The 26,413-nt window shown below is 55.6% G+C and carries 28 protein-coding genes and 1 other annotated feature; of the genes, 13 read left to right on the top strand and 15 right to left on the bottom strand.

Translation table 11 applies throughout. The features are described from left to right. Positions 1–52: 52 nt before the first annotated feature. The 3 genes from lapB to pgpB form a co-directional block, all read right to left on the bottom strand. Complete coding sequence (gene lapB / locus NI40_RS12620) at positions 53–1,222, bottom strand: lipopolysaccharide assembly protein LapB (protein ID WP_023335944.1); 1,170 nt, start codon at positions 1,220–1,222, stop codon at positions 53–55. A gap of 6 nt (positions 1,223–1,228) precedes the next feature. Next, positions 1,229–1,537, bottom strand: coding sequence for a LapA family protein (locus NI40_RS12625; protein WP_023312067.1), 309 nt, complete (start codon positions 1,535–1,537; stop codon positions 1,229–1,231). 148 nt (positions 1,538–1,685) lie between these two features. Further along, complete coding sequence (gene pgpB / locus NI40_RS12630) at positions 1,686–2,453, bottom strand: phosphatidylglycerophosphatase B (RefSeq protein WP_039263553.1); 768 nt, start codon at positions 2,451–2,453, stop codon at positions 1,686–1,688. 197 nt (positions 2,454–2,650) lie between these two features. Here pgpB and ribA point away from each other — a divergent pair, with 197 nt between their 5' ends. Further along, positions 2,651–3,241 carry a GTP cyclohydrolase II gene (ribA, locus tag NI40_RS12635; protein WP_008501210.1) on the top strand — a complete coding sequence of 197 codons (591 nt, stop codon included), beginning with the start codon at positions 2,651–2,653 and terminating at the stop codon, positions 3,239–3,241. 37 nt (positions 3,242–3,278) lie between these two features. Here ribA and acnA read toward each other — a convergent pair whose 3' ends face one another. The 6 genes from acnA to topA all read right to left on the bottom strand — a co-directional run bounded on the left by acnA (position 3,279) and on the right by topA (position 10,763). Continuing rightward, on the bottom strand, positions 3,279–5,954 hold the full coding sequence (acnA, locus tag NI40_RS12640; protein WP_039263554.1) for an aconitate hydratase AcnA: 2,676 nt from the start codon (positions 5,952–5,954) through the stop codon (positions 3,279–3,281). A gap of 160 nt (positions 5,955–6,114) precedes the next feature. Next, on the bottom strand, positions 6,115–6,213 hold the full coding sequence (gene ymiC, locus NI40_RS24320) for a small membrane protein YmiC (RefSeq protein WP_032623144.1): 99 nt from the start codon (positions 6,211–6,213) through the stop codon (positions 6,115–6,117). A gap of 138 nt (positions 6,214–6,351) precedes the next feature. Next, complete coding sequence (locus NI40_RS24325) at positions 6,352–6,486, bottom strand: hypothetical protein (RefSeq protein WP_072162352.1); 135 nt, start codon at positions 6,484–6,486, stop codon at positions 6,352–6,354. Between the two features lie 38 nt (positions 6,487–6,524). Then, positions 6,525–6,665 (bottom strand): YmiA family putative membrane protein, encoded by a 141-nt coding sequence (locus tag NI40_RS22945; protein WP_213327741.1) that lies wholly within the window; start codon positions 6,663–6,665, stop codon positions 6,525–6,527. A gap of 338 nt (positions 6,666–7,003) precedes the next feature. Continuing rightward, on the bottom strand, positions 7,004–7,978 hold the full coding sequence (cysB, locus tag NI40_RS12645; RefSeq protein ID WP_008502814.1) for an HTH-type transcriptional regulator CysB: 975 nt from the start codon (positions 7,976–7,978) through the stop codon (positions 7,004–7,006). A gap of 187 nt (positions 7,979–8,165) precedes the next feature. Then, positions 8,166–10,763 carry a type I DNA topoisomerase gene (gene topA / locus NI40_RS12650; RefSeq protein ID WP_039263555.1) on the bottom strand — a complete coding sequence of 866 codons (2,598 nt, stop codon included), beginning with the start codon at positions 10,761–10,763 and terminating at the stop codon, positions 8,166–8,168. A 399-nt stretch (positions 10,764–11,162) separates the two neighbouring features. Here topA and NI40_RS12655 point away from each other — a divergent pair, with 399 nt between their 5' ends. Then, the gene (locus NI40_RS12655) at positions 11,163–11,414 is read left to right on the top strand and encodes a YciN family protein (RefSeq protein WP_023312072.1); all 252 of its coding nucleotides are present in this window, start codon (positions 11,163–11,165) and stop codon (positions 11,412–11,414) included. Positions 11,415–11,448: 34 nt separating this feature from the next. Here the strand turns inward: NI40_RS12655 and sohB are convergent, their stop codons facing one another. Next, positions 11,449–12,495: a protease SohB gene (gene sohB / locus NI40_RS12660; RefSeq protein ID WP_039263557.1), complete on the bottom strand. Its 1,047-nt coding sequence runs from the start codon at positions 12,493–12,495 to the stop codon at positions 11,449–11,451. A 251-nt stretch (positions 12,496–12,746) separates the two neighbouring features. Between sohB and NI40_RS12665 the strand changes: the two genes are divergently transcribed. Together NI40_RS12665 and cobO are read left to right on the top strand one after the other, a co-directional pair. Beyond that, positions 12,747–13,508 (top strand): YciK family oxidoreductase, encoded by a 762-nt coding sequence (locus NI40_RS12665; RefSeq protein WP_039263558.1) that lies wholly within the window; start codon positions 12,747–12,749, stop codon positions 13,506–13,508. Next, positions 13,505–14,095, top strand: coding sequence for a cob(I)yrinic acid a,c-diamide adenosyltransferase (gene cobO / locus NI40_RS12670; protein ID WP_023312075.1), 591 nt, complete (start codon positions 13,505–13,507; stop codon positions 14,093–14,095). Before NI40_RS12665 ends, cobO begins: the two co-directional genes overlap by 4 nt. Positions 14,096–14,130: 35 nt before the next feature. On the opposite strand, the gene rluB is transcribed toward cobO, so the two are convergent. The 3 genes from rluB to rnm all read right to left on the bottom strand — a co-directional run bounded on the left by rluB (position 14,131) and on the right by rnm (position 16,601). Beyond that, positions 14,131–15,006 (bottom strand): 23S rRNA pseudouridine(2605) synthase RluB, encoded by an 876-nt coding sequence (gene rluB, locus NI40_RS12675; RefSeq protein ID WP_023312076.1) that lies wholly within the window; start codon positions 15,004–15,006, stop codon positions 14,131–14,133. Between the two features lie 96 nt (positions 15,007–15,102). Further along, positions 15,103–15,723 (bottom strand): L-threonylcarbamoyladenylate synthase, encoded by a 621-nt coding sequence (locus NI40_RS12680; protein WP_039263559.1) that lies wholly within the window; start codon positions 15,721–15,723, stop codon positions 15,103–15,105. After that, positions 15,720–16,601, bottom strand: coding sequence for an RNase RNM (gene rnm / locus NI40_RS12685; RefSeq protein WP_032656720.1), 882 nt, complete (start codon positions 16,599–16,601; stop codon positions 15,720–15,722). The genes NI40_RS12680 and rnm overlap by 4 nt, the downstream gene beginning before the upstream one ends. A 139-nt stretch (positions 16,602–16,740) precedes the next feature. Between rnm and trpL the strand changes: the two genes are divergently transcribed. The 8 genes from trpL (at position 16,741) to yedF (ending at position 25,033) form a co-directional block, all read left to right on the top strand. Next, complete coding sequence (trpL, locus tag NI40_RS24495) at positions 16,741–16,785, top strand: trp operon leader peptide (protein WP_106993556.1); 45 nt, start codon at positions 16,741–16,743, stop codon at positions 16,783–16,785. Beyond that, positions 16,762–16,855: a sequence feature (Trp leader region), on the top strand. (Overlaps the previous gene by 24 nt.) Positions 16,856–16,878: 23 nt before the next feature. Next, positions 16,879–18,441, top strand: a complete 1,563-nt coding sequence (locus tag NI40_RS12690; protein ID WP_039263560.1) for an anthranilate synthase component 1 — start codon at positions 16,879–16,881, stop codon at positions 18,439–18,441. Then, positions 18,441–20,036 carry a bifunctional anthranilate synthase glutamate amidotransferase component TrpG/anthranilate phosphoribosyltransferase TrpD gene (gene trpD, locus NI40_RS12695; protein WP_023312079.1) on the top strand — a complete coding sequence of 532 codons (1,596 nt, stop codon included), beginning with the start codon at positions 18,441–18,443 and terminating at the stop codon, positions 20,034–20,036. The genes NI40_RS12690 and trpD overlap by 1 nt, the downstream gene beginning before the upstream one ends. 3 nt (positions 20,037–20,039) lie before the next feature. Further along, positions 20,040–21,398: a bifunctional indole-3-glycerol-phosphate synthase TrpC/phosphoribosylanthranilate isomerase TrpF gene (gene trpCF / locus NI40_RS12700; protein WP_039263561.1), complete on the top strand. Its 1,359-nt coding sequence runs from the start codon at positions 20,040–20,042 to the stop codon at positions 21,396–21,398. A gap of 10 nt (positions 21,399–21,408) precedes the next feature. Next, a complete protein-coding gene (trpB, locus tag NI40_RS12705) occupies positions 21,409–22,602 on the top strand; it encodes a tryptophan synthase subunit beta (RefSeq protein ID WP_039263563.1) in 1,194 nt (397 codons plus the stop codon). Further along, complete coding sequence (trpA, locus tag NI40_RS12710) at positions 22,602–23,411, top strand: tryptophan synthase subunit alpha (RefSeq protein WP_033145748.1); 810 nt, start codon at positions 22,602–22,604, stop codon at positions 23,409–23,411. The genes trpB and trpA overlap by 1 nt, the downstream gene beginning before the upstream one ends. A gap of 180 nt (positions 23,412–23,591) precedes the next feature. Further along, positions 23,592–24,803 (top strand): selenium metabolism membrane protein YedE/FdhT, encoded by a 1,212-nt coding sequence (yedE, locus tag NI40_RS12715; protein WP_039263564.1) that lies wholly within the window; start codon positions 23,592–23,594, stop codon positions 24,801–24,803. Next, a complete protein-coding gene (gene yedF / locus NI40_RS12720; RefSeq protein WP_003856774.1) occupies positions 24,800–25,033 on the top strand; it encodes a sulfurtransferase-like selenium metabolism protein YedF in 234 nt (77 codons plus the stop codon). Before yedE ends, yedF begins: the two co-directional genes overlap by 4 nt. A 42-nt stretch (positions 25,034–25,075) precedes the next feature. Here the strand turns inward: yedF and ompW are convergent, their stop codons facing one another. Further along, positions 25,076–25,708, bottom strand: a complete 633-nt coding sequence (gene ompW / locus NI40_RS12725) for an outer membrane protein OmpW (protein WP_023312086.1) — start codon at positions 25,706–25,708, stop codon at positions 25,076–25,078. A gap of 114 nt (positions 25,709–25,822) precedes the next feature. After that, positions 25,823–26,098 (bottom strand): hypothetical protein, encoded by a 276-nt coding sequence (locus NI40_RS24125; protein WP_166670513.1) that lies wholly within the window; start codon positions 26,096–26,098, stop codon positions 25,823–25,825. Between NI40_RS24125 and NI40_RS22950 the strand changes: the two genes are divergently transcribed. Continuing rightward, complete coding sequence (locus NI40_RS22950; RefSeq protein ID WP_021240310.1) at positions 25,991–26,395, top strand: YkgJ family cysteine cluster protein; 405 nt, start codon at positions 25,991–25,993, stop codon at positions 26,393–26,395. The two genes, NI40_RS24125 and NI40_RS22950, sit on opposite strands and share 108 nt — an antisense overlap. The last annotated feature ends 18 nt before the right edge of the window (positions 26,396–26,413 follow it).

Here is a 26,413-nt window from a genome sequence, read left to right on the forward strand (position 1 = left end):
ACAGAGGAAAAACCATTAGTATGTTGTAACTAAAATGCGGCGTTTTAAAAAATTACTGCCCGTCCAAGCCACGGATTGGCTTGATGGTGGACCAGGCGCGGCAGGAAGGACAGTGCCAGTAGAGCGTATACGCGGTAAAACCACACTTCTGGCAACGATAGCGCGGCTTGCTGCGCACCTGTTCGCCAACCATGTCGCGCAGCACCATCAGGCTCTCTTTGGCGCGCCCTTCTTCTGCGTCGTTCAGGTGGTAATCCATCAGCTTGTGGAACACCCGCATGGTCGGATGACGCTGCAGCTGACGCGTAATATAAACCTGCGCGGTGTCGCTTCCCTCATACTGCTCAACGACGTCTGAGAGCATCAGTTCAGCGGTGGCGCCGGTATTTTCTTCCACGCAGCGACGCAGGAAAGCTACCCACTCTTCCTGCTTGTCGAGCTGTTGATAGCAGGTTTGCAGCATTTCCAGAGTTTCACTGACCAGTTCTTTGTCCTGGTCGATAACCCGCAGCAGGCTTTCAACGGCTTTGGCGTAGTCGCCATTCGCCATAAAGACGCGCCCCATCATGATGGAGATGCGCGCGCTGTTGCGGTCCGCCGCGGCGCCTTTCTTCAGCAGCGCCATGGCTTTATCCATGTCGTCGTTGCCCATCTGCTGAAGCGCAAGCTCACAGTAGAAATGGGCGATCTCAACGCGCTGCTTATCTTTACCCAGCTTCACCAGGCGTTCAGCGGTATCAATGGCTTTCTGCCAGTCGCTGGTGGCCTGATAAATCTGCAGGAGCTGCTGCAGCGCGCCGATGCGGAAATCTGTTTCGTCCACCAGCTGCGCGAACATATCTTCAGCGCGATCGTACAACCCCGCGGCCATGTAATCCCGCCCCAGCTGTTGCACCGCAAGGAGACGTTGATCGTAGGTCAGCGAGGCGCTTTCCATCAGAGTCTGGTGAATACGAATGGCGCGATCGACCTCGCCGCGCGAGCGGAACAGGTTGCCCAGGGTGAGATGCGCTTCAACCGTCCCCGTATCCTCTTTCAGCATATCGAGGAACAGATCTACCGCTTTGTCCTGCTGATTGCTCAGGAGGAAGTTCACCCCCGCAACGTAGTCGCGGGAGAGCCGGTTGGCCTCATCCTGTTTTGTTTGTTGCGCACTTCTGCGGCCCATATACCAGCCATAGGCTGCGGCTACAGGCAAAAGCAGAAACAACAACTCCAGCATAGTCGATTATTCCTTCACGACCGGCACACCAGAGCTTTCCGGAATGTCAGACGCAGGGGCAATGTTATTTTCGAGTCGCTTAATTTTACGTTCAGCGCGCGCAAGAGAAACACGGACTTTCAGCCAGAACAGACCGCAAACCAGCCAGCCAATGGCAAAGCCGGCAGCAAATAAGACCGCCAGCAGGCTCGAGACGCGATACTCACCCTGAGCCAGCAGATAGTTAAACGTCACCTGCTGATCGTTTTGTGCACCCAACGTGACTGAAATGACAAAAATCGCCAATACCAGTAAGAAAATGAGTAAATATTTCACATTACTTCCCGTTATGTGGTTCAAGCGAATAAAGTGTGTTCAATTCACCGCAATCAGCCTTATAAACTACCATTTTAGCGACGAGCGCGAAACGGAAAAAGTGTCGCGCAGGTCATGGATCTATGGGCAAAATACGGAATATCAACCGTCAGGCGTCTGTCTGGTCCCTTTCGGCTATTTCTTCTTTCTCTTCTGGCGGTGGCGTTAGCGGGCCGCAGAATCGTTCAGTGAGCCAGGTCGCCATCATAATCAGCAGCCATGAGATGAGCGTGGCGACGACCAGGTCCCGCGGCCAGTGCATCCCCAGCAGCAGGCGGCTGCCCATAACCCCGGTCGCCCAGATCAGTAAAATCACGATAGTGATCGTTCGACGCCTTGGCCAAAGCAGCCCAACCCCCAGCAACGCCCAGCTGGCCGCAAACATGGTGTGGCCGGAAGGAAACGCGAACCCGGTCTCTTTCTGCCAGTGTTTACGCAAGAATTTCGGGATATTCTGCTGTTCCGCAAGCTGTTCTTTCACCAGCGCGCCGCGATCTTTACGCTTTAAATTGTAGAACTCATCTACCGGAACATGATGCGTTTTTTCCAGCCAGACGACAAAAGGACGCGGCTCCTGAACGCGATCTTTAACCCAGGACTTCACGCCCTGACCGACAATGATAGCGCCCCCGAGGATCGCAAAGAGCATCAGCGCCGCGCGCAAACGAAAGCGCAGACACCACAGAAACCAGGCGCAGAGGAGTACGTGGGTAATAATCCCCCAAGGTTGGGTGACCGTTTCCGTTATCCAGTATAACGTTTTCAGCCGCGTGGCGTTCTGCCCGGGCTGCCACATCCAGCCTGAAAGCCATACGGCCAGAGGCATAATCAGTAAAATGGCCGCACCTGCTGCCGTACGTCTGGCGATTGAAAGCATGTCTTCTCCTTTTTCGCTAAGCGTCACAATCATAACTGAAATTAATCATCCGGGTGGATATGTCGGATCGTGCGTTTAACGTTCATATAGCATGGTGCCCATTAGGCGAACCTGCTGAGCTTGTGGCAAAATGAACTGATACAGAAAGCAAAACAGGGCAAAGGCACGAAACGTGTCAGCCTACTCTGGAGAATCACATGCAGCTTAAACGTGTGGCAGAAGCCAAACTGCCAACCCCATGGGGCGATTTCCTGATGGTGGGTTTTGAAGAACTGGCAACCGGACAGGATCATGTCGCGCTGGTTTATGGTGACATTTCAGGGCAGACGCCGGTTCTGTCCCGCGTCCATTCAGAGTGTCTTACCGGCGACGCGCTGTTCAGCCTGCGCTGTGATTGTGGTTTCCAGCTGGAAGCCGCCCTGTCTCATATTGCAGAAGAAGGTCGCGGTGTGCTGCTTTATCACCGTCAGGAAGGTCGTAATATTGGTCTGCTGAATAAAATCCGCGCTTACGCGCTTCAGGACCAGGGCTACGATACGGTTGAAGCAAACCATCAGCTTGGCTTTGCCGCTGACGAACGCGACTTCACCTTGTGCGCCGATATGTTCAAGTTGCTGGGCGTGGACGAAGTTCGCCTGCTGACCAATAATCCGAAAAAAGTGGAGATCCTGACCGAAGCGGGGATCAACATCGTCGAGCGCGTACCGCTGATTGTCGGCCGAAACCCGAAAAACGCCCACTACCTGGATACCAAAGCCGCCAAAATGGGCCATCTGCTGAAAGAGTGAGGCTAAAAAGCCCGGCACGGGTGCCGGGCTCGTTTCATCAGTCCAGCATCTTACGAATCACATAATGTAAAATGCCGTCGTTCTGGTAATAGGTCAGCTCGGTTGCCGTATCAATACGGCACCGGCAATCCAGCACCTCGGTTTTCCCGTCTGCCCGCTTTAACTTCACCGGCACCGTTTTACCCGGCTGCAGGTTTTGCAGACCGCTAATCTCGATCTGCTCTTCCCCGGTCAGTCCCAGCGTTTTACGCGTCACGCCCTGCGGGAACTCGAGCGGCAGGATCCCCATACCGATCAGATTCGAGCGGTGAATACGTTCAAACGATTCGGCGATAACCACGCGAACGCCAAGCAGACGCGGACCTTTCGCCGCCCAGTCGCGGCTGGAGCCGGAACCGTACTCTTTCCCGGCGATCACCGCCAGCGGCGTACCTTCCTGTTGATATTTGACCGCCGCATCATAGATCGAAACCACTTCCGTCCCCGGCAGATGGCGCGTCATGCCCCCTTCCACGCCCGGTACCATCTCGTTACGAATGCGGATGTTGGCAAAGGTCCCGCGCATCATGACCTCATGATTGCCGCGACGCGAGCCGTAGGAGTTAAAATCGCGGCGTTCGACGCCCCGGCTCTGCAGATAACGGCCTGCCGGGCTATCGGCTTTGATACTCCCCGCCGGAGAGATATGGTCGGTCGTGACGGAATCTCCCAGCATCGCCAGTATGCGCGCGCCGTGGATATCCTTAAGCGGTGCCGGCTCGGCCAGCATCTCATCAAAGAACGGCGACAGACGAATATAGGTCGAGTCATCCTGCCAGTCGTAGGTATCTGAGCCCACGACGTTGATGGTTTTCCATTCCGGCGTACCTTCAAAGACCTCCGCATACTCTTTGCGGAACATCTCGGTTGAGACCTTTTCGACGGCCAGCGCGATTTCACGCGAAGATGGCCAGATATCTTTCAGGTAGACAGGATCGTTCTTGCGATCGTGACCAATCGGATCGGTCGCCAGGTTGATATTCATGTTCCCTGCAAGTGCATACGCCACGACCAGCGGCGGTGAGGCGAGCCAGTTGGTTTTCACCAGCGGGTGAATACGCCCTTCAAAGTTTCGGTTACCGGACAGGACCGCGCCTACCGTCAGGTCACCCTGCTTGATCGCCGTTTCAATGGGTTCAGGCAGCGGACCGGAGTTACCAATACAGGTCGTACAGCCGTAGCCCACGAGGTTGAAGCCCAGTTCGTCAAGGTACGGCGTCAGTTTGGCCTGCGCCAGGTAATCCGATACCACTTTGGAACCCGGTGCCAGCGAGGCCTTGACCCATGGCTGAGGTTTTAGCCCAAGCTCTACCGCCTTTTTCGCCAGCAGACCGGCCGCCATTAATACGCTGGGGTTCGATGTGTTGGTGCAGGAGGTAATAGCCGCAATCACAACCGCGCCATCCGGGAGCTGATACTGATGTCCGTTCAGAACATAGTCGACCGGACGGTGATCTTTCTGCGCCACGTTCACTTCCAGGGCATTGCTGGCGGCAAAGGCTTTTGGCACGTCACTCAACGCAACCCGATCCTGCGGACGTTTCGGTCCGGCGAGGCTCGCCTCGACGCTTCCCATATCGAGTTCGAGCGTGCTGGTGAAGACCGGTTCATCGCCCGGGTTTCGCCACATGCCCTGCGCTTTGGTATAGGCCTCCACCAGCGCGACCTGCTCTTCGCTGCGCCCGCTAAGGCGCATGTACTCCAGCGTGACGTCATCGATGGGGAAAAAGCCGCAGGTAGCACCGTATTCCGGCGCCATATTGGCAATTGTGGCACGGTCGGCCAGCGGCAGCGAATCCAGACCATCCCCGTAGAATTCTACAAACTTGCCCACCACACCATGCTTACGCAGCATCTGGGTGACGGTGAGCACCAGATCGGTGGCGGTTATGCCTTCAGACAGCTTGCCGGTGAGCTTGAAGCCCACCACGTCAGGGATAAGCATGGACACCGGCTGGCCGAGCATGGCCGCTTCCGCTTCGATACCCCCGACGCCCCAGCCCAGCACGCCCAGACCGTTGATCATGGTGGTATGGGAGTCCGTGCCCACCAGCGTGTCCGGATAGGCGACCCACTCTTTATCCTGCAATTCACTCCAGACAGCTTTACCCAGATATTCAAGGTTAACCTGGTGACAAATACCGGTACCCGGCGGGACCACGCTAAACCGGCTGAACGCCTGCTGCCCCCACTTCAGGAACACGTAGCGCTCGTGGTTGCGCTCCATCTCCAGACGCACGTTCTCGCCAAAGGCGTCATCATCACCAAAGCGGTCAACGGTTACGGAGTGGTCAATGACGAGGTCAACGGGGGAAAGCGGATTCACTTTTGCCGTATCTCCGCCGAGACGCTTAACGGCCTCGCGCATCGCGGCTAAATCAACGACGGCAGGAACACCGGTAAAGTCCTGCATCAGCACCCTGGCCGGGCGGTAGGCGATTTCTCTGTCGGCATGGGCATTTTCCAGCCACCCTGCCAGCGCCTGGATATCATCGAGGGTGACAGAGTCACCGTCCTGCCAGCGCAATAGATTTTCGAGTAAAACTTTCAATGACTTGGGTAAACGCGAAATGTCCCCAAGCGTTCTGGCAGCCAGCGGCAGGCTGTAGTAATGCCAGGTTTTATTTTCTGCCTGTAACGTATCCTTACTGGCTTCGCGTAGGGTTAACGACATAAGCTCCTCCTTAATCACAGAGATGCCCCGACAATCATCAGGGCCGTAATTAAAGATAACACAAAGATGTCGTAACGTTTTGATAACAACCCAAATTGATAAATTTAGGATTGGTCCAGAAAGGAAAAACAAAAACCCCGCCGTAACGAGGTTTTACAATTTAGTGGAGGGCCAACCAGATGAGCTGACTCCAGAACAGAATCGACACGGTAAAAACGCCGATCCATGACCAGTATTTGTGAGACGTCATGTTATTCATCATAGGGACACCAGGCATTATTTATTAAAAGTTCCGAGGTAAGTTCTCAGTGCTATATTGCTGATGTGTATTTATTAAAGAGTACGAAAGTGCAGAGTCGATATTCAGACTATTTGCATCATTACGCAATTAACTAAATTATTGTTTTTTGGGTTCGTCTTCTGCGAACACATCAATAAACGCCTGCTGCTGCGGCGTCAGTTTCCAGGACGCGGGTACAACAGTCGCAGGTGCTTTACGCCCTCTGTGGCCGTTGTCACGATGCTGACACATCTGTTTTACCGTTTCTGTACGTACCGTCACTGCCATATTTAACCCCAATATTTCCAGGCCAGGAGAGCAACCACCACCCAAAACAGGGTAGAGACGAGAAAGACCGCCAGCCAGGCTTTACGCTTGAGCGCAGGATCCCTTTGCGGTTCTTCACTTCCTGAAGGCATTGCTAACCTCATACAATCGACATCGCTTATCATTTAGGACCAAACAATTGGTACAATTAATCATCTGTTGAGATAAATCCTAAAGAAACTTTAGCCGAAAAGCCAGTGAATTTACGCACCGGAAGGTATGAAATATTCAATCTTTTGACCAGAAATAAATAATTGAAAAGAAAAATTTGCGAAGGCGTAAATTAGTTTCTACTTTTGTCGCCAATTCACGACATTATAACCATACGGATTAAATGGATAATGACATTATATGACAGGGGATACGCAGATGATGATAATTCTAATTTAGCTTTGAGGCGTTATTTCGGTACCTTTCCCTAAGGGAAAGATACCGGGTGTGATTATTTTTCGGGGAGTTTGATGTCTTTAAACATCTCTTCAATATCTTCATTTGAGCGTAATGCAACGGCGGTATCAACCACGTCACGCGTTAAATGAGGGGCAAAGCGCTGAATAAAATCATACATATAGCTGCGCAGGAAGGTGCTGCGACGGAAGCCAATCTTTGTGGTGCTATGACTGAAAACATCATGCGCATCAAGACGCACCAGGTCAGGGTCTGACACTGGATCCACCGCCATGCTGGCAATAACGCCCACCCCCAGACCAAGCCGCACATAGGTTTTAATCACGTCGGCGTCCGTCGCGGTAAAGACAATGCGCGGCGTTAACCCTGCCCGGTTAAAGGCCGTATCAAGCTCGGACCGTCCGGTAAAGCCAAACGTATACGTTACCAGCGGATATTGCGCCAGCTCTTCGATAGTGACCGACCCTTTGCCCGCCAGGGGGTGATCGGGGGTCACCACGATAGAACGGTTCCAGTGATAGCATGGAAGCATCACCAGATCGTCATACAGATGAAGCGCTTCGGTGGCGATGGCAAAATCTGCATTCCCCTTGGAAACGGCTTCAGCAATTTGCGTTGGCGAGCCCTGGTGCATATGCAAAGAGACGCGAGGATAACGCTCGATAAAGCCTTTGATAACGCCGGGTAGCGCATAGCGCGCCTGGGTATGCGTCGTGGCAATATACAGCGAACCTTTATCCGGCCAGGTGTGTTCCCCTGCCACTGACTTAATCGCATCGACTTTGGAGAGGACTTCCCGCGCAATGCGGATGATTTCCTGCCCCGCAGGCGTCACCTGGGTGAGATGCTTACCGCTGCGGGCAAATATCTGGATACCTAACTCGTCCTCCAGCATACGAACTTGTTTGCTGATGCCCGGTTGCGAGGTATACAACCCCTCGGCGGTAGAAGAGACGTTAAGGTTATGATTCACCACCTCAACGATATAACGAAGCTGCTGTAATTTCATGCCAGACCATCCGATTTAGCGCATGCGGTCAATCGCTTAAGACGATTTAATAATAAGAAACAGGTTAACTATAACCACTATATCATTTATAGCCTGACTGTATAGTACGGAACAAAAAATAATAACAAGGCAATAAAAAAGGGCCGGAAATCCGGCCCTTTTACAGGTAAGTTACGGTAAGGGAAGATTATTTCTTGCCTTCAACCCATTTGCCATCGACAAAGAAGGCAGACCATCCGGTCGCTTTACCCTCTTTCTCGGCCGCAACATACTGCTGCTTAGTTTTACGGCTAAACCGTACCACGGTTTTGTTGCCTTCCGGATCCTGCTGTGGCGCATCGGCCAGATAACGCAGTTTCTCAGGCAGACGATCGCGGAAGCGATGCAATTCTTCCACCAGCGGCGCGCGCGTTTCACGCGATTTCGGGAAGGTGTTGGCGGCCAGGAAGACACCTGCGGCACCATCACGCAGCACGAAGTACGCGTCTGATTTCTCGCACGGCAGTTCTGGTAGCGGAACCGGATCTTCCTTAGGAGGAGCCACTTCGCCGTTACGCAGAATTTTGCGCGTGTTTTTACACTCGTCGTTGGTACAGGCCATGTACTTACCGAAACGCCCCATTTTCAGGTGCATTTCAGAACCACACTTCTCGCATTCCACAATCGGGCCGTCATAGCCTTTAATGCGGAACTCGCCCTCTTCGATCTCATACCCGTCACACGTTGGGTTATTACCGCAGACGTGCAGCTTACGTTTTGGATCGATCAGGTAGCTGTCCATTGCCGTGCCGCATTTCTTGCAGCGGCGTTTGGCACGCAGAGCGTTAGTTTCCGCATCGTCACCTTCCAGCACGTTGAGAACTTCGTTCTCAGGCACCAGGTTGATGGTGGTTTTGCAGCGCTCTTTTGGTGACAGCGCGTAGCCGGAGCAGCCAAGGAACACGCCCGTGGTTGCGGTACGGATCCCCATCTTGCGGCCGCAGGTTGGACAGTCGATGCTGGTCAGAACCATCTGGTTAGGCAGCATGCCGCCCTCTTCAGGGTCTTTCTCCGCTTTTTCAAGCTGGTCGGTAAAGTCGCTGAAGAAGCTGTCGAGTACCTTTTTCCATTCCGCCTGATGGCTGGCAACCTGGTCGAGGCTGTCTTCCATTTGCGCGGTGAAATCGTAGTTCATCAACTCGCGGAAGTTAGCTTCCAGACGGTCGGTGACAATCTCACCCATTTTTTCCGCATAGAAACGACGGTTTTCAACGCGCACGTAGCCACGGTCCTGAATCGTCGAGATGATGGACGCGTAGGTCGATGGACGACCAATACCGCGTTTTTCCAGCTCTTTCACCAGGGACGCTTCACTGAAGCGCGCAGGCGGCTTGGTGAAGTGCTGGGCTGGCACGAGGTCAACCAGCGAGAGCTCATCCCCTTTATTTACCGCCGGCAGCGTTCGGTCTTCATCACCTTTACGCAGCGCTGGCATCACCTTCGTCCAGCCGTCGAAGCGCAGGATACGACCGCGCGCTTTGAGACGGAACTCACCCGCACCAACGGTCAGCGTGGTGGAGTCGTACTGCGCTGGCGTCATCTGGCACGCCACGAACTGGCGCCAGATCAGCTGATACAGCTTCTGCGCGTCGGCTTCCATGTCTTTCAGCGATTCCGCTAACACCGAGACGTCAGAAGGACGAATCGCTTCGTGTGCTTCCTGAGAGTTCTCTTTGCTGGCGAACTGGTTAGCGCTTTCCGGCAGGTATTTCTTACCGAAATTGTCACTGATGTAGCCGCGCACCATGCTGACCGCGTCCTGGCTCAGGTTGGTTGAGTCGGTACGCATGTAGGTGATGTAGCCCGCTTCATACAGGCGCTGGGCCATCATCATGGTCTTCTTCACGCCATAACCGAGACGCGTGCTTGCAGCCTGTTGCAGCGTGGAGGTAATAAACGGTGCCCCCGGCTTGCTGCTGGTCGGTTTGTCTTCACGTTCCAGCACCTGATAGCGTGCATTTTCCAGCAGCGCTACGGCGGCCATGGTCTGGTCGCGGTTTTCTGGACGGAAAGGCTTGTCGTTGTGATGGCTCACCTGCAGCGGCAGAGCGTCACCGCCCGGCGTGGTCACATTGGCATCGACTTCCCAGAACTCTTCCGGCACGAAGGCTTTAATTTCGCGCTCACGCTCAACGACCAGACGCACGGCGACGGATTGCACACGCCCTGCGGACAGGCCACGGGCAATCTTCTTCCACAGCAGTGGAGAGACCATGTAGCCCACAACGCGGTCCATAAAGCGACGAGCCTGCTGTGCGTTTACGCGGTCAATATTCAGTTCGCCCGGCTTCTCAAACGCCTGACGAATCGCATTCTTCGTAATTTCATTAAACACTACACGGCTGTAGCGTTTGTCATCACCACCGATCACTTCCCGCAGGTGCCACGCAATGGCTTCCCCTTCGCGGTCAAGGTCGGTTGCGAGATAGATGTGGTCTGCTTTTTCAGCAAGCTGCTTCAGCTCGTTAACGACTTTTTCTTTCCCGGGCAGCACTTCATATTGTGCATCCCAGTTATGCCATGGGTTAACACCCATGCGGTTGACAAGCGCGCTACGTTCATCCTTTTTAGGCTTTTTAGCCCCTTTGGTGGAGGTAGAGTCTGCGCTCTTTTTGCTGGCTGAGCCACTGGTCGGCAAATCGCGGATATGACCGACGCTGGACTTAACCACGTAGTCATTACCCAGATACTTATTGATCGTTTTGGCTTTTGCCGGGGACTCAACGATGACGAGAGCTTTACCCATATTCACCTTTACCTAATTTAATTCTTCCAGGAATACGCCGCACGTTGATTTCCCTTCCGCTGACGACGAGCCAATGATATTGCGACTGCGTCAGGAGATATCAACCCCTTTGACTTACCGGACGTTAATGAGAAGACGCCCAGGTGATTGAGTTTTCGGGTATTTTTCTCACATCTCGTGTAATTCGTGACGAATTCCCGGTTGAATGTCAAGCAATTCTGTTGCCAGAATGACGAAAGCGCACACTCTACCTGATAAAATTCGTTACGCAACTTTATTAGCATGCAAAAGCAGATCCCGCCAGCCAGGCCCCTGCACCTTATCCCCTCACATTACAGGGAAAATTTGCCCCCAAAGCGCCCTCGGCGTAGACTATTGTCACTGTTTAAGGAGTGGATTATGCAGAATACGACCCAACCTATTGACCGAGCCTCTCTGCTTATCGAAGCAAACAAGCTTATCCGTGACCATGAAGATACGCTGGCGGGCATTGAAGCCACCGGCGTAGAGCAGCGTAATGGCGTGCTGATTTTCAGCGGCGAATACTTCCTTGACGAACAGGGTTTACCGACCCCGAAAAGCACAGCCGTGTTTAACATGTTCAAATACCTGGCGCATACGCTTTCAGAGAAATATCACCTGGTCGATTAACGCAAAACGCGAGGCATATGCCTCGCGTTTTTGTTTACAGCAGCGGTTTTTGTCCGCGCTGAAGCCAGCGCAGCAGCAGACGGTCCGCGCTTTCTGCGGCACTGTTGGTAAAGCGGTCAAGGAGTCGCTTACGCTGGGTAAAGCGCACGCCCACCAGTTCCCGGCCTTCCATCAGATTGAGCAGCAGATCGTCGCTGGTTCCGACTTCATCCACCAGCCCTTTCTCCTGCGCCTGGATGCCGTACCAGTGCTCGCCCGTCGCGACCTGTTCAATATCGAGCGTTGGGCGCATACGGTGTACAAAATCTTTAAAGAGATGATGCGTTTCGTTGAGATCTTCGCGGAATTTTTGACGCCCTTCTTCCGTGTTTTCCCCCAGCAGCGTCAGGGTACGCTTGTACTGACCCGCCGTGTGAAGTTCGATATCAATCTCTTTATTTTTCAGGAAGCGGTTAAAGTTCGGAATTTGCGCGACCACGCCGATCGAGCCAATAATGGAGAACGGCGCGGCAACAATTTTGTCCGCCACGCAGGCCATCATGTAGCCACCGCTCGCGGCCACTTTATCCACGGCAACGGTCAGCGGGATCTGTTTTTCACGCAGGCGCTGCAGCTGTGAGGCGGCCAGTCCGTAACCGTGAACCACCCCGCCCGGGCTTTCAAGACGCACGACAACCTGATCCTGCGGTGTCGCCACGGCCAGAACGGCAGTCACTTCTTCCCGCAGAGAAGACACTTCATGCGCATCCATACTGCCTTTAAAATCGAGCACATAGACGCGCGGCGTGGCCTTATCCTGCGGCGCATTGAGCTTTGCTTTTGCCTTTGCCGCTTTGGCTTCCTGTTTATGCTTTTTCTTCTGCGCTTTCTGCCAGACTTTCTGTTGATGACTATCAAGCAGCGCCAGAGACATCTCTTCCTGCATCTCTTTATACTGCTCGCTCAGGCGGGTGATGCGTAACTCCCCACGCTGACGCTTGCGCTGCGTCAGGTTGGCAATCAGAACGGCAACCACCGCAATGGCAACCACCACCGTCGCGATTTTGGCCAAAAACAACCCATATTGAGAAAGTAATTCCACGCGTTCCACCTTGATTTAACCACGAATCTTTCACGGCAGTGTACAACAGCCCTGCCCATGCGTCTCGCTCGTGACATTACCTCTGCGAGCCGCCTTCAGGAATCCCCGGACTGGAGTTTAAATATTTGCAAATTGTTAATTTTACAGTAATGCGTCCTGTAGACTGATTGAATTATTAGGCTAATTCGGGCATAAAGCCGAAAAGTCATCATAAAAGCGCCATTGCGTCACCGGTCGCCTGAGGAGTCACCGTGCATTATCAACCGCAAAAAAATCTGCTGCAAAACCGGATTATTCTTGTCACCGGTGCCAGCGACGGGATTGGCCGCGAGGCAGCCCTGACATACGCCGAATATGGCGCCAACGTCATTCTGATCGGGCGCAACGAAGAAAAACTGAAAAACGTCGCCCAGGAGATTGAGGCCGTATGCGGCACGCCGGCCCCGTGGTATACGCTCGATTTACTGACCTGCACGCCTGCGGTGTGCCAGGAATTAGCCCAGCGCATCAGCGCTCACTATCCGAGACTCGACGGCGTGCTGCATAACGCCGGTTTGCTAGGTGAAGTGCGTCCGATGGATGAACAGGATCCAGATATCTGGCAGCAGGTGATGCAGGTCAACGTCAACGGCACGTTTTTCCTCACACAGGCATTGCTTCCTTTATTACTCAAATCCGAGTCCGGGTCCCTGGTCTTTACCTCGTCCAGCGTTGGCCGTGAAGGACGCGCAAACTGGGGAGCCTATGCCGTATCAAAATTCGCGACCGAAGGCATGATGCAGGTGCTGGCGGAGGAGTACCAGAGCCGCCATCTGCGCGTAAACTGCATTAACCCGGGCGGTACGCGCACCAAAATGCGCGCCAGCGCGTTCCCGAGCGAAGATCCGCAGAAGCTGAAAACCCCGGCAGACATTATGCCGCTCTATCTCTGGCTGATGGGCGACGACAGCCGCCGCAAAACCGGGATGACCTTTGACGCCCAGCCGGGACGTAAACCAGGAATTTCGCAATGAGTGAAGAACGTCATCAGCAGCGCCAGCAGCGTCTGAAAGAACAGGTCGATGCGCGCGTCGCGGCAGCCCAGGACGAACGTGGGATCGTCATCGTTTTTACCGGCAACGGAAAAGGGAAAACCACCGCCGCATTCGGCACGGCGACACGCGCCGTCGGACACGGGCAAAAAGTGGGCGTGATCCAGTTTATCAAAGGCGAATGGCCCAACGGTGAGCGGAATTTGCTTGAGCCTCACGGCGTTGAGTTTCAGGTGATGGCGACCGGGTTTACGTGGGATACCCAGAACCGGGAAACGGATACTGCAGCCTGTCTCGCCGTCTGGGAGCATGCAAAGAGAATGCTGGCCGATCCCTCGCTGAATATGGTTCTGCTGGATGAGATCACCTATATGGTCGCCTACGACTACCTGCCGCTGGAAGCCGTGCTGGATGCTCTGAAGAATCGTCCTGTACACCAGACGGTTATCGTCACGGGGCGCGGATGTCATCGGGATATTCTGGAGATGGCCGATACCGTCAGCGAGCTGCGTCCGGTCAAACATGCGTTTGATGCAGGCATCAAAGCGCAAATTGGAATTGATTACTAAAGAAAAAAGCCCGGTTCGTTGACCGGGCTTTTATATTAACCGTTGTTGTTACGGCTGCCGGAACGGCGACTGCTGCTCACCTGGCTGTGTCGCTTCACCGCGCGACGGATCTGATTCGCCTTCATGCGACGACGATCTTTTTCCACCGCCACTTTTGAGGTGGTTTCCGGCGTCAGGCCGACCAGCTCGCGCAGGTAGTTGGTTTGGGTCAGATCCAGTTCGGTATAACCCCCGCGCGGCAGACCTTTCGGCAGCAGAATGTCGCCGTAACGGACGCGGATCAGGCGGCTAACCTGGACGCCTACCGCTTCCCAGAGACGACGAACTTCGCGGTTACGGCCTTCGGTCAGGGTCACGTTGTACCACTGGTTAATGCCTTCCCCACCGGTAAACTTGATGGTTTTGAATGCCGCAGGACCATCTTCCAGCTGAACGCCACGCGACAGATCGCGCAGTTTATTTTCGTCAACCTGGCCAAATACGCGCACCGCGTATTCACGTTCCACTTCACGGCTTGGGTGCATCAGACGGTTTGCCAGTTCACCATCGGTGGTAAACAGCAGCAGACCGCAGGTGTTCACGTCCAGACGGCCGACGGCAATCCAGCGAGCGCCACGCAGTTTAGGCAGACGGTCAAACACCGTCGGACGACCTTCCGGGTCGTTGCGGGTGCACAGCTCGCCTTCCGGCTTGTAGTAAGCCAGCACGCGGCAGATCTGTTCAGCGGACTCTTTCACGGAGATAAGATGACCGTCGATGCGGATCTTCAGCCCCGGTACGATTTCTACGCGGTCACCCAGCGTGGCGATTTTACCGTCCACACTCACGCGGCCCGCTTCAATAATGGCTTCGATTTCACGGCGTGAACCGTGGCCGGCACGCGCCAGCACTTTCTGTAACTTCTCGCTCATTGAGCTTCCTCAGGTGTCGCCTTCACAGGCGTCGAATCAGGTCAAAAGAGGGCTGAGCCCTGCTTTGATGGCCGCGTAGTATATCTGCTTATACCTTTACAAGAAAGGCTTTACGTCACCCACGCCTTCACGAATCACTTCCGGTGCATCTTCGGTTAAGTCGACCACGGTGGTCGGCTGCTGGCCGAGATAGCCGCCGTGAATAATCAGCTCGACCACCTTCTCCAGACGATCTTTAATTTCTTCCGGATCGGACTCGGTAAACTCGCTTCCGGGCAGCATCAGCGAGGTAGAAAGCATCGGTTCGCCGAGGGTTTCCAGCAGCGCCTGCGCAATCGGGTTCGACGGTACGCGCATTCCGATGGTTTTGCGTTTCTCCTGCAGCAGACGACGCGGTACTTCCTTCGTGCCCTTCAGGATGAAGGTGTAGTTGCCCGGCGTGTTGTTCTTAATCAGGCGAAACGCCACGTTATCAACATACGCGTAGGTCGACAGCTCAGAGAGATCGCGGCACATCAGGGTAAAGTTATGGCCGTCCGGCAGCTGGCGAATACGGCAAATGCGCTCCATTGCCCCTTTATCTTCAATTTTACAGCCCAGCGCGTAGCCTGAATCGGTCGGGTAGACAATCACGCCGCCTTTGCGGACGATATCCACGGCCTGGTTGATCAGACGTGGCTGCGGGTTATCCGGATGGATATAGAAAAACTGACTCATACTTCCCTCTCTTCAATTTGCTGCGGCTGTTCCCAGAGCTGCCAGACCGGCTCAACGCCAGCGGGCAGCCAGAGCTTGCGCCCCAGTTCGATCCACGCGCAGGGCTGATGGAAATCAGACCCCTGTGACCCAAGCAGGCCGAACTGGCGGGCATAGGTCGCGAGCTGCGCGCGCTCGTTGGGCGCCTGCTGACACTGGGCGACTTCCATCGCCTCGCCACCGCATTCGGCAAAGTGTGCCAGCAGCCTTTTCAGCCATTTAGCAGAAAGATTATACCGCCCAGGATGGGCCAGCACGGCCTTACCGCCAGAATGATGAATCACATCAATAGCTTGTTTTATTGTACACCACTGTGGCGGAACGTATCCGGTTTTACCGCGCGCCAGATACTTTTTAAAGACGTCCGCCATGGTCGTCGCTTTGCCCGCGTCGACCAGAAAACGGGCGAAATGACCGCGGGTGACCGCCCCGCCGTTCGCCATCTTTTGCGCGCCTTCCAGCGCGCCCGGAATATGCGCCTTTTCCAGACGCTCGCCGATCATCTCTGCGCGCTGATTGCGGCGCGTTTTTTGTTCTTGCAAAAATGCCGTAAGTGCCGGATGGTCTATATCGATATTCAGGCCAACAATATGAATCTCATGGTTTTCCCAGACGGTCGAGATCTCGACGCCGGACACCAGATTCAGCGCCAGCCCGCTGCGGGCGATCTCGGCGCGCGCCGCCGGAATGGCATCTGTCGTATCGTGATCGGTTATCGCCAGCGTGCCGACACGCATTTCAACGGCGCGATGAACCAGGGCTTCGGGTGTCAGCAGGCCGTCAGAGGCCTGAGTATGGCTGTGTAAATCATAAATAATGGCGTAGGTGGTATCGCTCAAAGCACTTCCCATAACAGGTTGGAGACATCCGAAAACACCATGATACCGACTTAACGCGAAATTCTGAAATCAAGGGTTGACAACTTGCCATCGAACTAGTTAACTAGTACGCAAGTTCACACGAGAAAGGTATCTGAAAATGACCGCACATTTCACTCTGCACGGCTGGTGGCGCACTTCCTGATCTTCGGGCAGTGTCACGCGTCTGCGAAATGCAAACAGATACCCGCCCGCTACCCAGCGGGCTTTTTTTTGAACAAAATATGAGAACAACAACATGCAAACAGCCAAACCTCATCTCGAACTGCTGACCTGCGAGGCGGCCTATCGCCACAACCCGACCGCGCTGTTTCATCAGGTGTGCGGGGCACGTCCGGCAACGCTGCTGCTGGAATCGGCGGATATCGACAGCAAGGACGATCTCAAGAGCCTGCTGCTGGTCGACAGCGCGCTGCGCATTACCGCTTTAGGTGACACCGTCACCATCAAGGCATTGTCAGACAATGGCGCATCGCTGCTGCCGTTGCTGGATGTCGCCCTGCCGTCAGGCATTGAAAATGAACGCCATCCAGAAATGCGCATTCTGCATTTTCCGCCGGTGAGCCAGCTGCTGGACGAAGACGCGCGCCTCTGCTCCCTGTCCGTTTTCGATGCCTTCCGCCTGCTGCAGAATCTGGTCACCGTGCCGGAAGACGAGCGTGAAGCGATGTTCTTCGGCGGGCTGTTTGCTTACGACCTGGTTGCCGGTTTTGAAGATTTGCCGGAAACCGAGCAGGGTAATCGCTGCCCGGATTATTGCTTCTATCTGGCTGAAACGCTGCTGGTGATCGACCACCAGAAGCAATACACCCGCATCCAGGCAAGCCTGTTCACGCCGTCTGTCTCTGAGAAACAACGCCTTGAGCACCGCATCGCTCAGCTGCAGCAGCAGATGACGGAAGCACCGCCTGCGCTTCCGGTGCAGCGAGTGGAAAAAATGACATGCGACGTTAACCAGACTGACGATCAGTACGGCGCCGTGGTTCGCCAGATGCAAAAAGCGATTCGCGCCGGGGAAATTTTCCAGGTGGTGCCTTCACGCCGCTTCTTCCTTCCCTGCCCGTCGCCGCTCGCAGCCTACGACGTGCTGAAAAAGAGTAACCCAAGCCCGTACATGTTCTTCATGCAGGACAACGAGTTCACGCTGTTCGGCGCCTCGCCGGAAAGCTCGCTGAAGTACGATGCCACCAGCCGTCAGATTGAGATCTACCCGATTGCCGGAACCCGTCCGCGCGGACGTCGCGCCGACGGCTCCCTGGATCGCGATCTGGACAGCCGCATCGAACTTGAAATGCGTACCGACCACAAAGAACTCTCCGAGCACCTGATGCTGGTTGACCTGGCGCGTAACGATCTGGCACGTATTTGTACTCCCGGCAGCCGCTACGTGGCGGACCTGACCAAAGTCGACCGCTATTCGTTCGTGATGCACCTGGTCTCCCGCGTGGTCGGCGAGCTGCGCCACGATCTCGACGTGCTGCACGCCTACCGCGCCTGCATGAACATGGGCACCCTGAGCGGCGCACCGAAAGTACGCGCCATGCAGCTGATTGCCGCCGCCGAAGGACGCCGTCGCGGCAGCTACGGCGGCGCGGTAGGTTACTTCACCGCCCACGGCGATCTCGATACCTGCATCGTAATCCGCTCCGCCTATGTCGAAGACGGTATTGCCACCGTTCAGGCGGGTGCCGGGATTGTCCTTGATTCTGTTCCGCAGTCTGAAGCTGACGAAACGCGCAGTAAAGCCCGTGCGGTCCTTCGCGCCATTGCTACCGCACACCATGCACAGGAGATTTTCTGATGGCTGACATTCTGCTGCTCGATAATATCGACTCCTTTACCTACAACCTGGCAGATCAGCTGCGTGCGAATGGCCATAACGTCGTTATCTACCGCAACCACGTTCCGGCGCAGACCCTGATTGACCGTCTGGCCACCATGCAAAACCCGGTGCTGATGCTCTCCCCGGGGCCAGGCGCACCGAGCGAAGCCGGCTGTATGCCGGAGCTGCTGACCCGTATGCGCGGCAAACTGCCGATCGTCGGCATCTGCCTCGGCCATCAGGCGATTGTTGAAGCCTATGGCGGCTACGTTGGCCAGGCGGGTGAGATCCTGCACGGTAAAGCGTCCAGCATTGAACATGACGGCCAGGCGATGTTTGCCGGGCTGCCGAACCCGCTCCCGGTCGCGCGCTATCACTCGCTGGTTGGCAGCAATATTCCCGCCGGGCTGACGATCAACGCCTCGTTTGAAGGCATGGTGATGGCGGTGCGCCACGATGCGGACCGCGTCTGCGGCCTGCAGTTCCACCCGGAATCAATCCTGACCTCCCACGGCGCGCGCCTGCTGGAGCAGACGCTGGACTGGGCGTTACAGAAGCTGGAGCAGACCAATACCCTGCAGCCGATTCTGGAAAAACTGTATCAGGCGCAGACCCTGAGCCAGCAGGAGAGCCATCAGCTCTTCTCCGCCGTGGTTCGCGGTGAGCTGAAGCCTGAGCAGCTGGCAGCCGCGCTGGTGAGCATGAAGGTGCGCGGCGAAAGCCCGCAGGAGATCGCCGGTGCCGCTACGGCCCTGCTGGAAAATGCCGCCCCGTTCCCGCGCCCGGACTATCAGTTTGCGGATATCGTCGGTACCGGCGGTGACGGCAGTAACAGCATCAATATCTCCACCGCCAGCGCCTTCGTGGCGGCGGCGTGCGGTTTGAAGGTCGCGAAGCACGGTAACCGCAGCGTTTCCAGCCGGTCAGGTTCTTCCGATCTGCTCGCCGCATTCGGTATTAACCTCGATATGAACGCCGAGCGTTCCCGTGAAGCGCTGGATGACCTGGGCGTCTGCTTCCTGTTTGCGCCGAAGTACCACACCGGTTTCCGCCACGCGATGCCGGTTCGTCAGCAGCTTAAAACCCGCACGCTGTTTAACGTGCTCGGCCCGCTGATCAACCCGGCCCACCCGCCGCTGGCGCTGATTGGCGTTTACAGCCCTGAGCTGGTTCTGCCGATTGCCGAGACGCTGCGCGTGCTGGGTTATCAGCGTGCCGCCGTGGTGCACAGCGGCGGTATGGATGAGGTTTCTCTTCATGCGCCAACGCTGGTGGCCGAACTGCGCGACGGCGAAATCCTGAGCTATCAGCTGGAGGCGGCCGACTTCGGCCTTGCCCCGTATCACCAGGAAGCGCTGGCTGGCGGTACGCCGGAAGAAAACCGTGACATTCTCACGCGCTTATTACAAGGTAAAGGAGAGGTCGCCCATGAGGCCGCCGTTGCTGCCAACGTCGCCATGCTGATGCGTTTGCACGGTGAGGAAGACCTGAAGGCCAACGTTCAAAAAGTTCTGGATGTACTGCGCTCCGGTGCAGCTTACGATCGCGTTACCGCACTTGCGGCAAGAGGGTAAAGAATGCAGACCGTTTTAGCGAAAATCGTTGCCGATAAGGCCATCTGGGTGGAAGCCCGCAAGCAACAGCAGCCGCTTGCCAGTTTCCAGAATGACGTCGTACCAAGCCAACGTCGTTTCTATGATGCCCTCCAGGGTGCACGCACCGCGTTTATTCTTGAGTGCAAAAAAGCCTCCCCGTCTAAAGGCGTTATTCGTGACGATTTCGATCCGGCGCGTATTGCCGGCATTTATAAGCATCATGCGTCAGCCATCTCCGTGCTGACGGATGAGAAATATTTCCAGGGCAGCTTCGATTTTCTGCCGATCGTCAGCGGCATCGCGCCGCAGCCGATCCTGTGCAAAGACTTTATTATCGACCCGTATCAGATCTGGCTGGCGCGCTTTTACCAGGCCGACGCCTGCCTGCTGATGCTCTCGGTGCTCGACGACGAGCAGTATCGCCAGCTTTCCGCCGTCGCGCACAGCCTTAACATGGGCGTGCTGACCGAAGTGAGCAACGAAGAGGAGCTGGAGCGCGCGATTGCGCTGGAAGCCAAAGTGGTCGGCATTAACAACCGCGATCTGCGTGACCTGTCCATTGACCTTAACCGTACGCGTCAGCTGGCGCCGCGTCTGGGGTCTGGCGTCACGGTGATCAGCGAATCCGGCATTAACAGCTACGCCCAGGTGCGCGAGCTGAGCCACTTCGCCAACGGTTTCCTGATTGGCTCCGCCATGATGGAACATGACGATCTTAATGCGGCCGTGCGTCGCGTGCTGCTGGGTGAAAACAAAGTCTGCGGCTTAACCCGCGAACAGGATGCTCAGGCCGCGTATGAAGCCGGGGCGATTTATGGCGGGCTGATCTTTGTGGACTCCTCTCCTCGCGCGGTCAGCGAAGAGCAGGCGCGTAAGGTCATCGCAGCGGCTCCGCTCAGCTATGTAGGCGTTTTCCGCAACGTAGAAATTGCAGACGTTACGGCAAAAGCCGACGCGTTATCCCTCAGCGCGGTGCAGCTCCACGGCGATGAAGACCAGAGCTACATCGATGCCCTGCGCGCCGCGCTGGCACCACAGGTGCAAATCTGGAAAGCGCAAAGCGTTGGCGATACGTTGCCCTCGCGTAACCTGAACCATGTGGATAAATACGTCCTCGATAACGGCCAGGGCGGTACCGGCCAGCGTTTTGACTGGTCGCTGCTGAACGGCGAAAAGCTGGACAACGTCCTGCTGGCGGGCGGATTAAGCCCGGATAACTGCGTAGAAGCCGCTAAAACCGGCTGCGCAGGCCTCGATTTCAATTCAGGCGTAGAGTCCCAACCGGGTATCAAAGATGCCAGCAAGCTGGCCTCGGTATTTAAAACTCTGCGTGCATATTAAGGAAGAGAAGATGACGACATTACTTAACCCGTATTTTGGTGAGTTCGGCGGGATGTACGTCCCGCAAATCCTGATGCCCGCGCTGCGCCAACTGGAAGAAGCGTTTGTCAGCGCGCAGAAAGATCCGGCGTTTCAGGCGGAATTTACCGACCTGCTGAAAAATTACGCCGGTCGTCCGACCGCGCTGACCAAATGCCGCAACCTGACGGAAGGCACCAAAACTACGCTGTATCTGAAGCGTGAAGACCTGCTGCACGGCGGCGCGCATAAAACTAACCAGGTGCTGGGCCAGGCGCTGCTCGCGAAGCGTATGGGCAAAACCGAAATCATCGCCGAAACCGGTGCGGGTCAGCACGGCGTGGCCTCTGCGCTTGCCAGCGCCCTGCTCGGCCTGAAATGCCGCATCTATATGGGAGCGAAAGACGTTGAGCGTCAGTCTCCGAACGTCTTCCGTATGCGTCTGATGGGAGCGGAAGTGATCCCGGTGCACAGCGGCTCCGCGACGCTGAAGGATGCCTGTAACGAAGCGCTTCGCGACTGGTCTGGCAGCTATGAAACCGCGCACTATATGCTCGGTACCGCGGCGGGCCCGCACCCGTTCCCGACTATCGTGCGCGAATTCCAGCGCATGATCGGTGAAGAGACCAAAGCGCAGATCCTCGAAAAAGAGGGGCGTCTGCCGGATGCGGTGATCGCCTGCGTTGGCGGCGGATCTAACGCCATCGGCATGTTCGCAGACTTTATCGACGACGCCAGCGTCGGTCTGATTGGCGTCGAGCCAGCCGGGCACGGCATTGAATCGGGTGAACACGGCGCGCCGCTGAAGCATGGCCGCGTGGGGATCTACTTCGGGATGAAATCCCCGATGATGCAAACAGATGAAGGCCAGATTGAAGAGTCTTACTCTATTTCTGCCGGCCTCGACTTCCCGTCCGTCGGGCCGCAGCATGCGTATCTAAACAGCACCGGCCGCGCGGACTATGTCTCCATTACCGATGACGAAGCGCTGGAAGCCTTTAAAACGCTGTGCCGCAGCGAAGGGATCATCCCGGCGCTGGAGTCTTCGCACGCGCTGGCGCACGCGCTGAAAATGATGAAAGAAAACCCGGAAAAAGAACAGCTGCTGGTGGTGAACCTTTCCGGCCGCGGTGACAAAGATATCTTCACCGTTCACGATATTCTGAAAGCACGAGGGGAAATCTGATGGAACGCTACGATAACGTATTTGCAGAGCTGAAATCCCGCCAGGAAGGCGCGTTCGTTCCCTTCGTCACCCTGGGCGATCCGGGCCCGGAACAGTCGCTGAAGATTATCGACACCCTGATTGAAGCCGGTGCCGACGCGCTGGAGCTGGGTATTCCGTTCTCCGATCCGCTGGCGGATGGCCCAACCATCCAGAATGCGACGCTGCGCGCATTCGCCTCCGGGGTGACGCCGACCCAGTGCTTCGAGATGCTGGCGGCGATTCGCCAGAAGCACCCGACCATTCCGATCGGCCTGCTGATGTACGCCAACCTGGTGTTCAACCGCGGTATTGATGAGTTCTATGCCGAGTGCGCGCGCGTGGGCGTCGACTCCGTTCTGGTGGCAGACGTGCCGGTCGAGGAATCTGCGCCATTCCGTCAGGCGGCCATGCGCCATAACGTCGCCCCGATTTTCATCTGCCCGCCGAACGCCGATGACGCCCTGCTGCGCCAGATTGCCTCTTACGGACGCGGGTATACCTACCTGCTCTCCCGCGCGGGCGTGACCGGTGCCGAGAATAAAGCCGCCCTGCCGCTGCATCATCTGGTGGAGAAGCTGGCCGAGTACCATGCCGCACCTCCGCTGCAGGGGTTCGGGATTTCCTCCCCGGATCAGGTCAGCGCAGCGATTGACGCGAAGGCGGCTGGTGCCATCTCAGGCTCCGCGATTGTGAAGATCATCGAGAAGAACGTGGACAAGCCAGAGCAGATGCTGGCCGAGCTGAAAGCGTTTGTGACCGCAATGAAAGCGGCGACGCGCAAAGCATAACCCTTCCACCGTCTGGCTCCCTGCCAGACGGTTACCCTTCCTTCCCCACCTTCTACAACGGATTACCTCAAAATTGATCCCGTCGATATTTTCGGCGTGAATGGCTTTCCATTCTGGCGTGCAAGCGTATGATCTGGACTCTTTTTTATCTTTAATCCTTCTGAGTTCAGAGGCTTATTCATGTCATGGCAATCCTTTAAACAGGCTTACCTGGTTAAGTTCTGGTCACCTGTTCCGGCCGTTATCGCGGCAGGCATTCTCTCTACCTACTATTTCGGTATTACCGGCACCTTCTGGGCCGTGACCGGCGAGTTCACCCGCTGGGGTGGTCAATTGCTACAGCTCGCTGGCGTGCATACTGAAGAGTGGGGTTACTTTAAACTCATTCATCTGGACGGCACGCCGCTTACCCGCATCGACGGGATGATGATCGTCGGCATGTTCGGCGGCTGTTTCGCGGCTGCGCTGTGGGCAAACAACGTTAAGTTGCGGATGCCCAAAAGCCGTATTCGCATAATGCAGGCGGTGGTCGGCGGTATCATTGCCGGATTTGGCGCCCGTCTGGCGATGGGCTGTAACCTGGCCGCTTTCTTTACGGGTATTCCTCAGTTTTCGCTTCACGCCTGGTTCTTTGCTGTCGCCACGGCCATCGGCTCTTACTTCGGTGCCAAATTTACCCTGCTGCCGTTGTTCCGCATTCCGGTGAAAATGACAAAAGTCAGCGCGGCGTCTCCGTTAACCCAGAAGCCGGACCAGGCGCGTCGTCGTTTCCGCCTCGGTATGCTGGTCTTTATGGCTATGGTCGCCTGGGCGCTTTGCACTGCGATGAATCAGCCCAAACTCGGCCTGGCGATGCTGTTCGGCGTGGGTTTTGGCCTGCTCATTGAACGCGCGCAGATCTGCTTTACCTCCGCGTTTCGCGATATGTGGATCACCGGCCGGACGATGATGGCGAAGGCGATTATCGCCGGGATGGCGGTCAGCGCCATCGGTATCTTCAGCTATGTTCAGCTCGGCGTTGAACCGAAAATCATGTGGGCTGGTCCTAATGCGGTGATTGGCGGCCTGCTGTTTGGCTTCGGGATTGTGCTGGCTGGCGGGTGTGAAACCGGCTGGATGTACCGCGCCGTTGAAGGTCAGGTGCATTACTGGTGGGTGGGCCTGGGAAATGTTATCGGCTCGACGATCCTGGCGTACTTCTGGGACGATCTGTCCCCGGCGCTTGCCACGAGCTGGGACAAGGTCAACCTGCTGAGCACCTTCGGCCCCCTCGGCGGCCTGCTGGTCACCTACGCCCTGCTGCTGGTCGCTTTTTTACTGGTTATCGCGCAGGAGAAACGCTTCTTCCGTCGCGCGAGTGTTAAAACAGAAACCCAGGAGAATGCTGCATGAAAGAGATCGTGCCCGATTACCGTCTGGATATGGTCGGTGAACCCTGCCCTTATCCGGCTGTTGCCACGCTTGAAGCCCTACCGCAGCTCAAAAAAGGGGAAATTCTGGAAGTGGTCAGCGACTGTCCGCAGTCCATCAACAACATTCCGCTGGATGCGAAAAACCACGGCTACACGGTGCTGGATATCCAGCAGGATGGTCCGACCATTCGCTATTTGATTCAGAAGTGAGAAAGGATATGCGCCCCGTCGGGGCGCATTGAACGGCCGGGATTAGAAACGATAGCCCGCAGAGAACATAAACACCCACGGATCCAGGCGAGTATTGATACTTTGCTGCTGACCGCCCGCCTTGAAGCGTACGTCCGTATCAATATCCATGTACCAGACCGAGGCGTTAATCAACCAGTCGCGGTTAATCAGATAGTCCAGACCGACCTGCCCCGCCATGCCCCAGGAATCTTTCAGGCTGAGGTCAGTCAGACCGGCCTCTTTACCGGTATCGTTAAACTTCTCGTCAAAGAAGGTGGTGTAGTTCACACCGGCGCCAATATAAGGACGCACCTTGCTGCTGGCATCGCCAAAGTACCATTGCGCCATCAGCGTTGGCGGTAAATGGTGAACCGTTGCGATATCACCGGTTGCGCCCAGACCCACGCGATGACGGAACGGCGTTGCAGCCAGAAGCTCAACACCAACGTTTTCCGTCGCCATATAGGTGAACGTTAACCCTAACTGGGTGTTATTACTGACGTTAAAACCGCCCATACCCAGCACGTTATCCGATCCTTCAGTCGGGCGAACCGTAGCCGAACCGGCACGAATAAAGAATTCGCCTGCTTCATGCGCATACGCGCCGCCAGAGAGACTGCTTAATACAAGGGCTGCCACCGCTAATTTTTTCATATCCGCTCCATCGTTGTGGTTTTAATCGCGGATGAGAATATACTCACAAATGAGTAATAAGTGATCTGCTACAGATCACATTAAAACCAGTAACTTAACATTCATTGATCTGGATTAATTTTTTGTTACGCGTCCAAAAGCGATAAGTTGTTTCCATGTCAATTTTTGGCATTTCACGGTTACAAAATTTTCCCTTTTCCCCCTCTTGCTCTTCCTCTGACGGCTGGATAATTTATCGCTCTCACAAGTTGATTTGATGCGTTCTTCTTTTGCAGGTGTGCCATGAGTGATATCAACCCGTGCATGACGTGCGGAGCCTGTTGTGCGTATTTTCGAGTCTCTTTCTACTGGGCCGAAGCCAGCGATGGCGGCGGTACCGTTCCGGTTCATCTTACTGAGCCGTTAACGCCCTTTCTGCGCTGCATGAGCGGCACAAACCAAAAGCAGGCCCGCTGCGTAGCGCTACAGGGTGAGCCAGGGGTCTCTACCCGATGTTCCATTTATGAGGATCGGCCCAGCCCGTGCCGGGAATTTGCCATGTCGGGGGAAGATGGGCAGGTCAACGAAGCCTGCAATCGCGCCCGGGCGCGCGTTGGATTACCGCCGCTTTACAAAGATATGCTTTTCCATACAAGCCTTGATGCTGCCACAGCAGGTGCATCCGGTGTACAATTGCCGGCTAATTAACACCTGCAATACTCAAGG

The sequence above is a fragment of the Enterobacter sp. E20 genome (assembly GCF_000801755.2).
GTDB lineage: Bacteria > Pseudomonadota > Gammaproteobacteria > Enterobacterales > Enterobacteriaceae > Enterobacter > Enterobacter asburiae_B.

What these genes read in the sequence shown, in the direction of transcription:
- ompW (WP_023312086.1), bottom strand. Translation starts at nt 25,708, where the DNA reads ATGAAAAAATTAGCGGTGGCAGCCCTTGTATTAAGCAGTCTCTCTGGC.
- NI40_RS22950 (WP_021240310.1), top strand. Translation starts at nt 25,991, where the DNA reads ATGAGTGATATCAACCCGTGCATGACGTGCGGAGCCTGTTGTGCGTAT.
- lapB (WP_023335944.1), bottom strand. Translation starts at nt 1,222, where the DNA reads ATGCTGGAGTTGTTGTTTCTGCTTTTGCCTGTAGCCGCAGCCTATGGC.
- ymiC (WP_032623144.1), bottom strand. Translation starts at nt 6,213, where the DNA reads ATGAATAACATGACGTCTCACAAATACTGGTCATGGATCGGCGTTTTT.
- NI40_RS22945 (WP_213327741.1), bottom strand. Translation starts at nt 6,665, where the DNA reads ATGAGGTTAGCAATGCCTTCAGGAAGTGAAGAACCGCAAAGGGATCCT.
- trpB (WP_039263563.1), top strand. Translation starts at nt 21,409, where the DNA reads ATGACGACATTACTTAACCCGTATTTTGGTGAGTTCGGCGGGATGTAC.
- NI40_RS12690 (WP_039263560.1), top strand. Translation starts at nt 16,879, where the DNA reads ATGCAAACAGCCAAACCTCATCTCGAACTGCTGACCTGCGAGGCGGCC.
- acnA (WP_039263554.1), bottom strand. Translation starts at nt 5,954, where the DNA reads ATGTCGTTAACCCTACGCGAAGCCAGTAAGGATACGTTACAGGCAGAA.
- pgpB (WP_039263553.1), bottom strand. Translation starts at nt 2,453, where the DNA reads ATGCTTTCAATCGCCAGACGTACGGCAGCAGGTGCGGCCATTTTACTG.
- ribA (WP_008501210.1), top strand. Translation starts at nt 2,651, where the DNA reads ATGCAGCTTAAACGTGTGGCAGAAGCCAAACTGCCAACCCCATGGGGC.
- cysB (WP_008502814.1), bottom strand. Translation starts at nt 7,978, where the DNA reads ATGAAATTACAGCAGCTTCGTTATATCGTTGAGGTGGTGAATCATAAC.
- trpA (WP_033145748.1), top strand. Translation starts at nt 22,602, where the DNA reads ATGGAACGCTACGATAACGTATTTGCAGAGCTGAAATCCCGCCAGGAA.
- trpD (WP_023312079.1), top strand. Translation starts at nt 18,441, where the DNA reads ATGGCTGACATTCTGCTGCTCGATAATATCGACTCCTTTACCTACAAC.
- NI40_RS24125 (WP_166670513.1), bottom strand. Translation starts at nt 26,098, where the DNA reads ATGAACCGGAACGGTACCGCCGCCATCGCTGGCTTCGGCCCAGTAGAA.
- cobO (WP_023312075.1), top strand. Translation starts at nt 13,505, where the DNA reads ATGAGTGAAGAACGTCATCAGCAGCGCCAGCAGCGTCTGAAAGAACAG.
- yedF (WP_003856774.1), top strand. Translation starts at nt 24,800, where the DNA reads ATGAAAGAGATCGTGCCCGATTACCGTCTGGATATGGTCGGTGAACCC.
- NI40_RS24325 (WP_072162352.1), bottom strand. Translation starts at nt 6,486, where the DNA reads ATGTGTCAGCATCGTGACAACGGCCACAGAGGGCGTAAAGCACCTGCG.
- NI40_RS12655 (WP_023312072.1), top strand. Translation starts at nt 11,163, where the DNA reads ATGCAGAATACGACCCAACCTATTGACCGAGCCTCTCTGCTTATCGAA.
- topA (WP_039263555.1), bottom strand. Translation starts at nt 10,763, where the DNA reads ATGGGTAAAGCTCTCGTCATCGTTGAGTCCCCGGCAAAAGCCAAAACG.
- yedE (WP_039263564.1), top strand. Translation starts at nt 23,592, where the DNA reads ATGTCATGGCAATCCTTTAAACAGGCTTACCTGGTTAAGTTCTGGTCA.
- NI40_RS12680 (WP_039263559.1), bottom strand. Translation starts at nt 15,723, where the DNA reads ATGAGTCAGTTTTTCTATATCCATCCGGATAACCCGCAGCCACGTCTG.
- rluB (WP_023312076.1), bottom strand. Translation starts at nt 15,006, where the DNA reads ATGAGCGAGAAGTTACAGAAAGTGCTGGCGCGTGCCGGCCACGGTTCA.
- trpCF (WP_039263561.1), top strand. Translation starts at nt 20,040, where the DNA reads ATGCAGACCGTTTTAGCGAAAATCGTTGCCGATAAGGCCATCTGGGTG.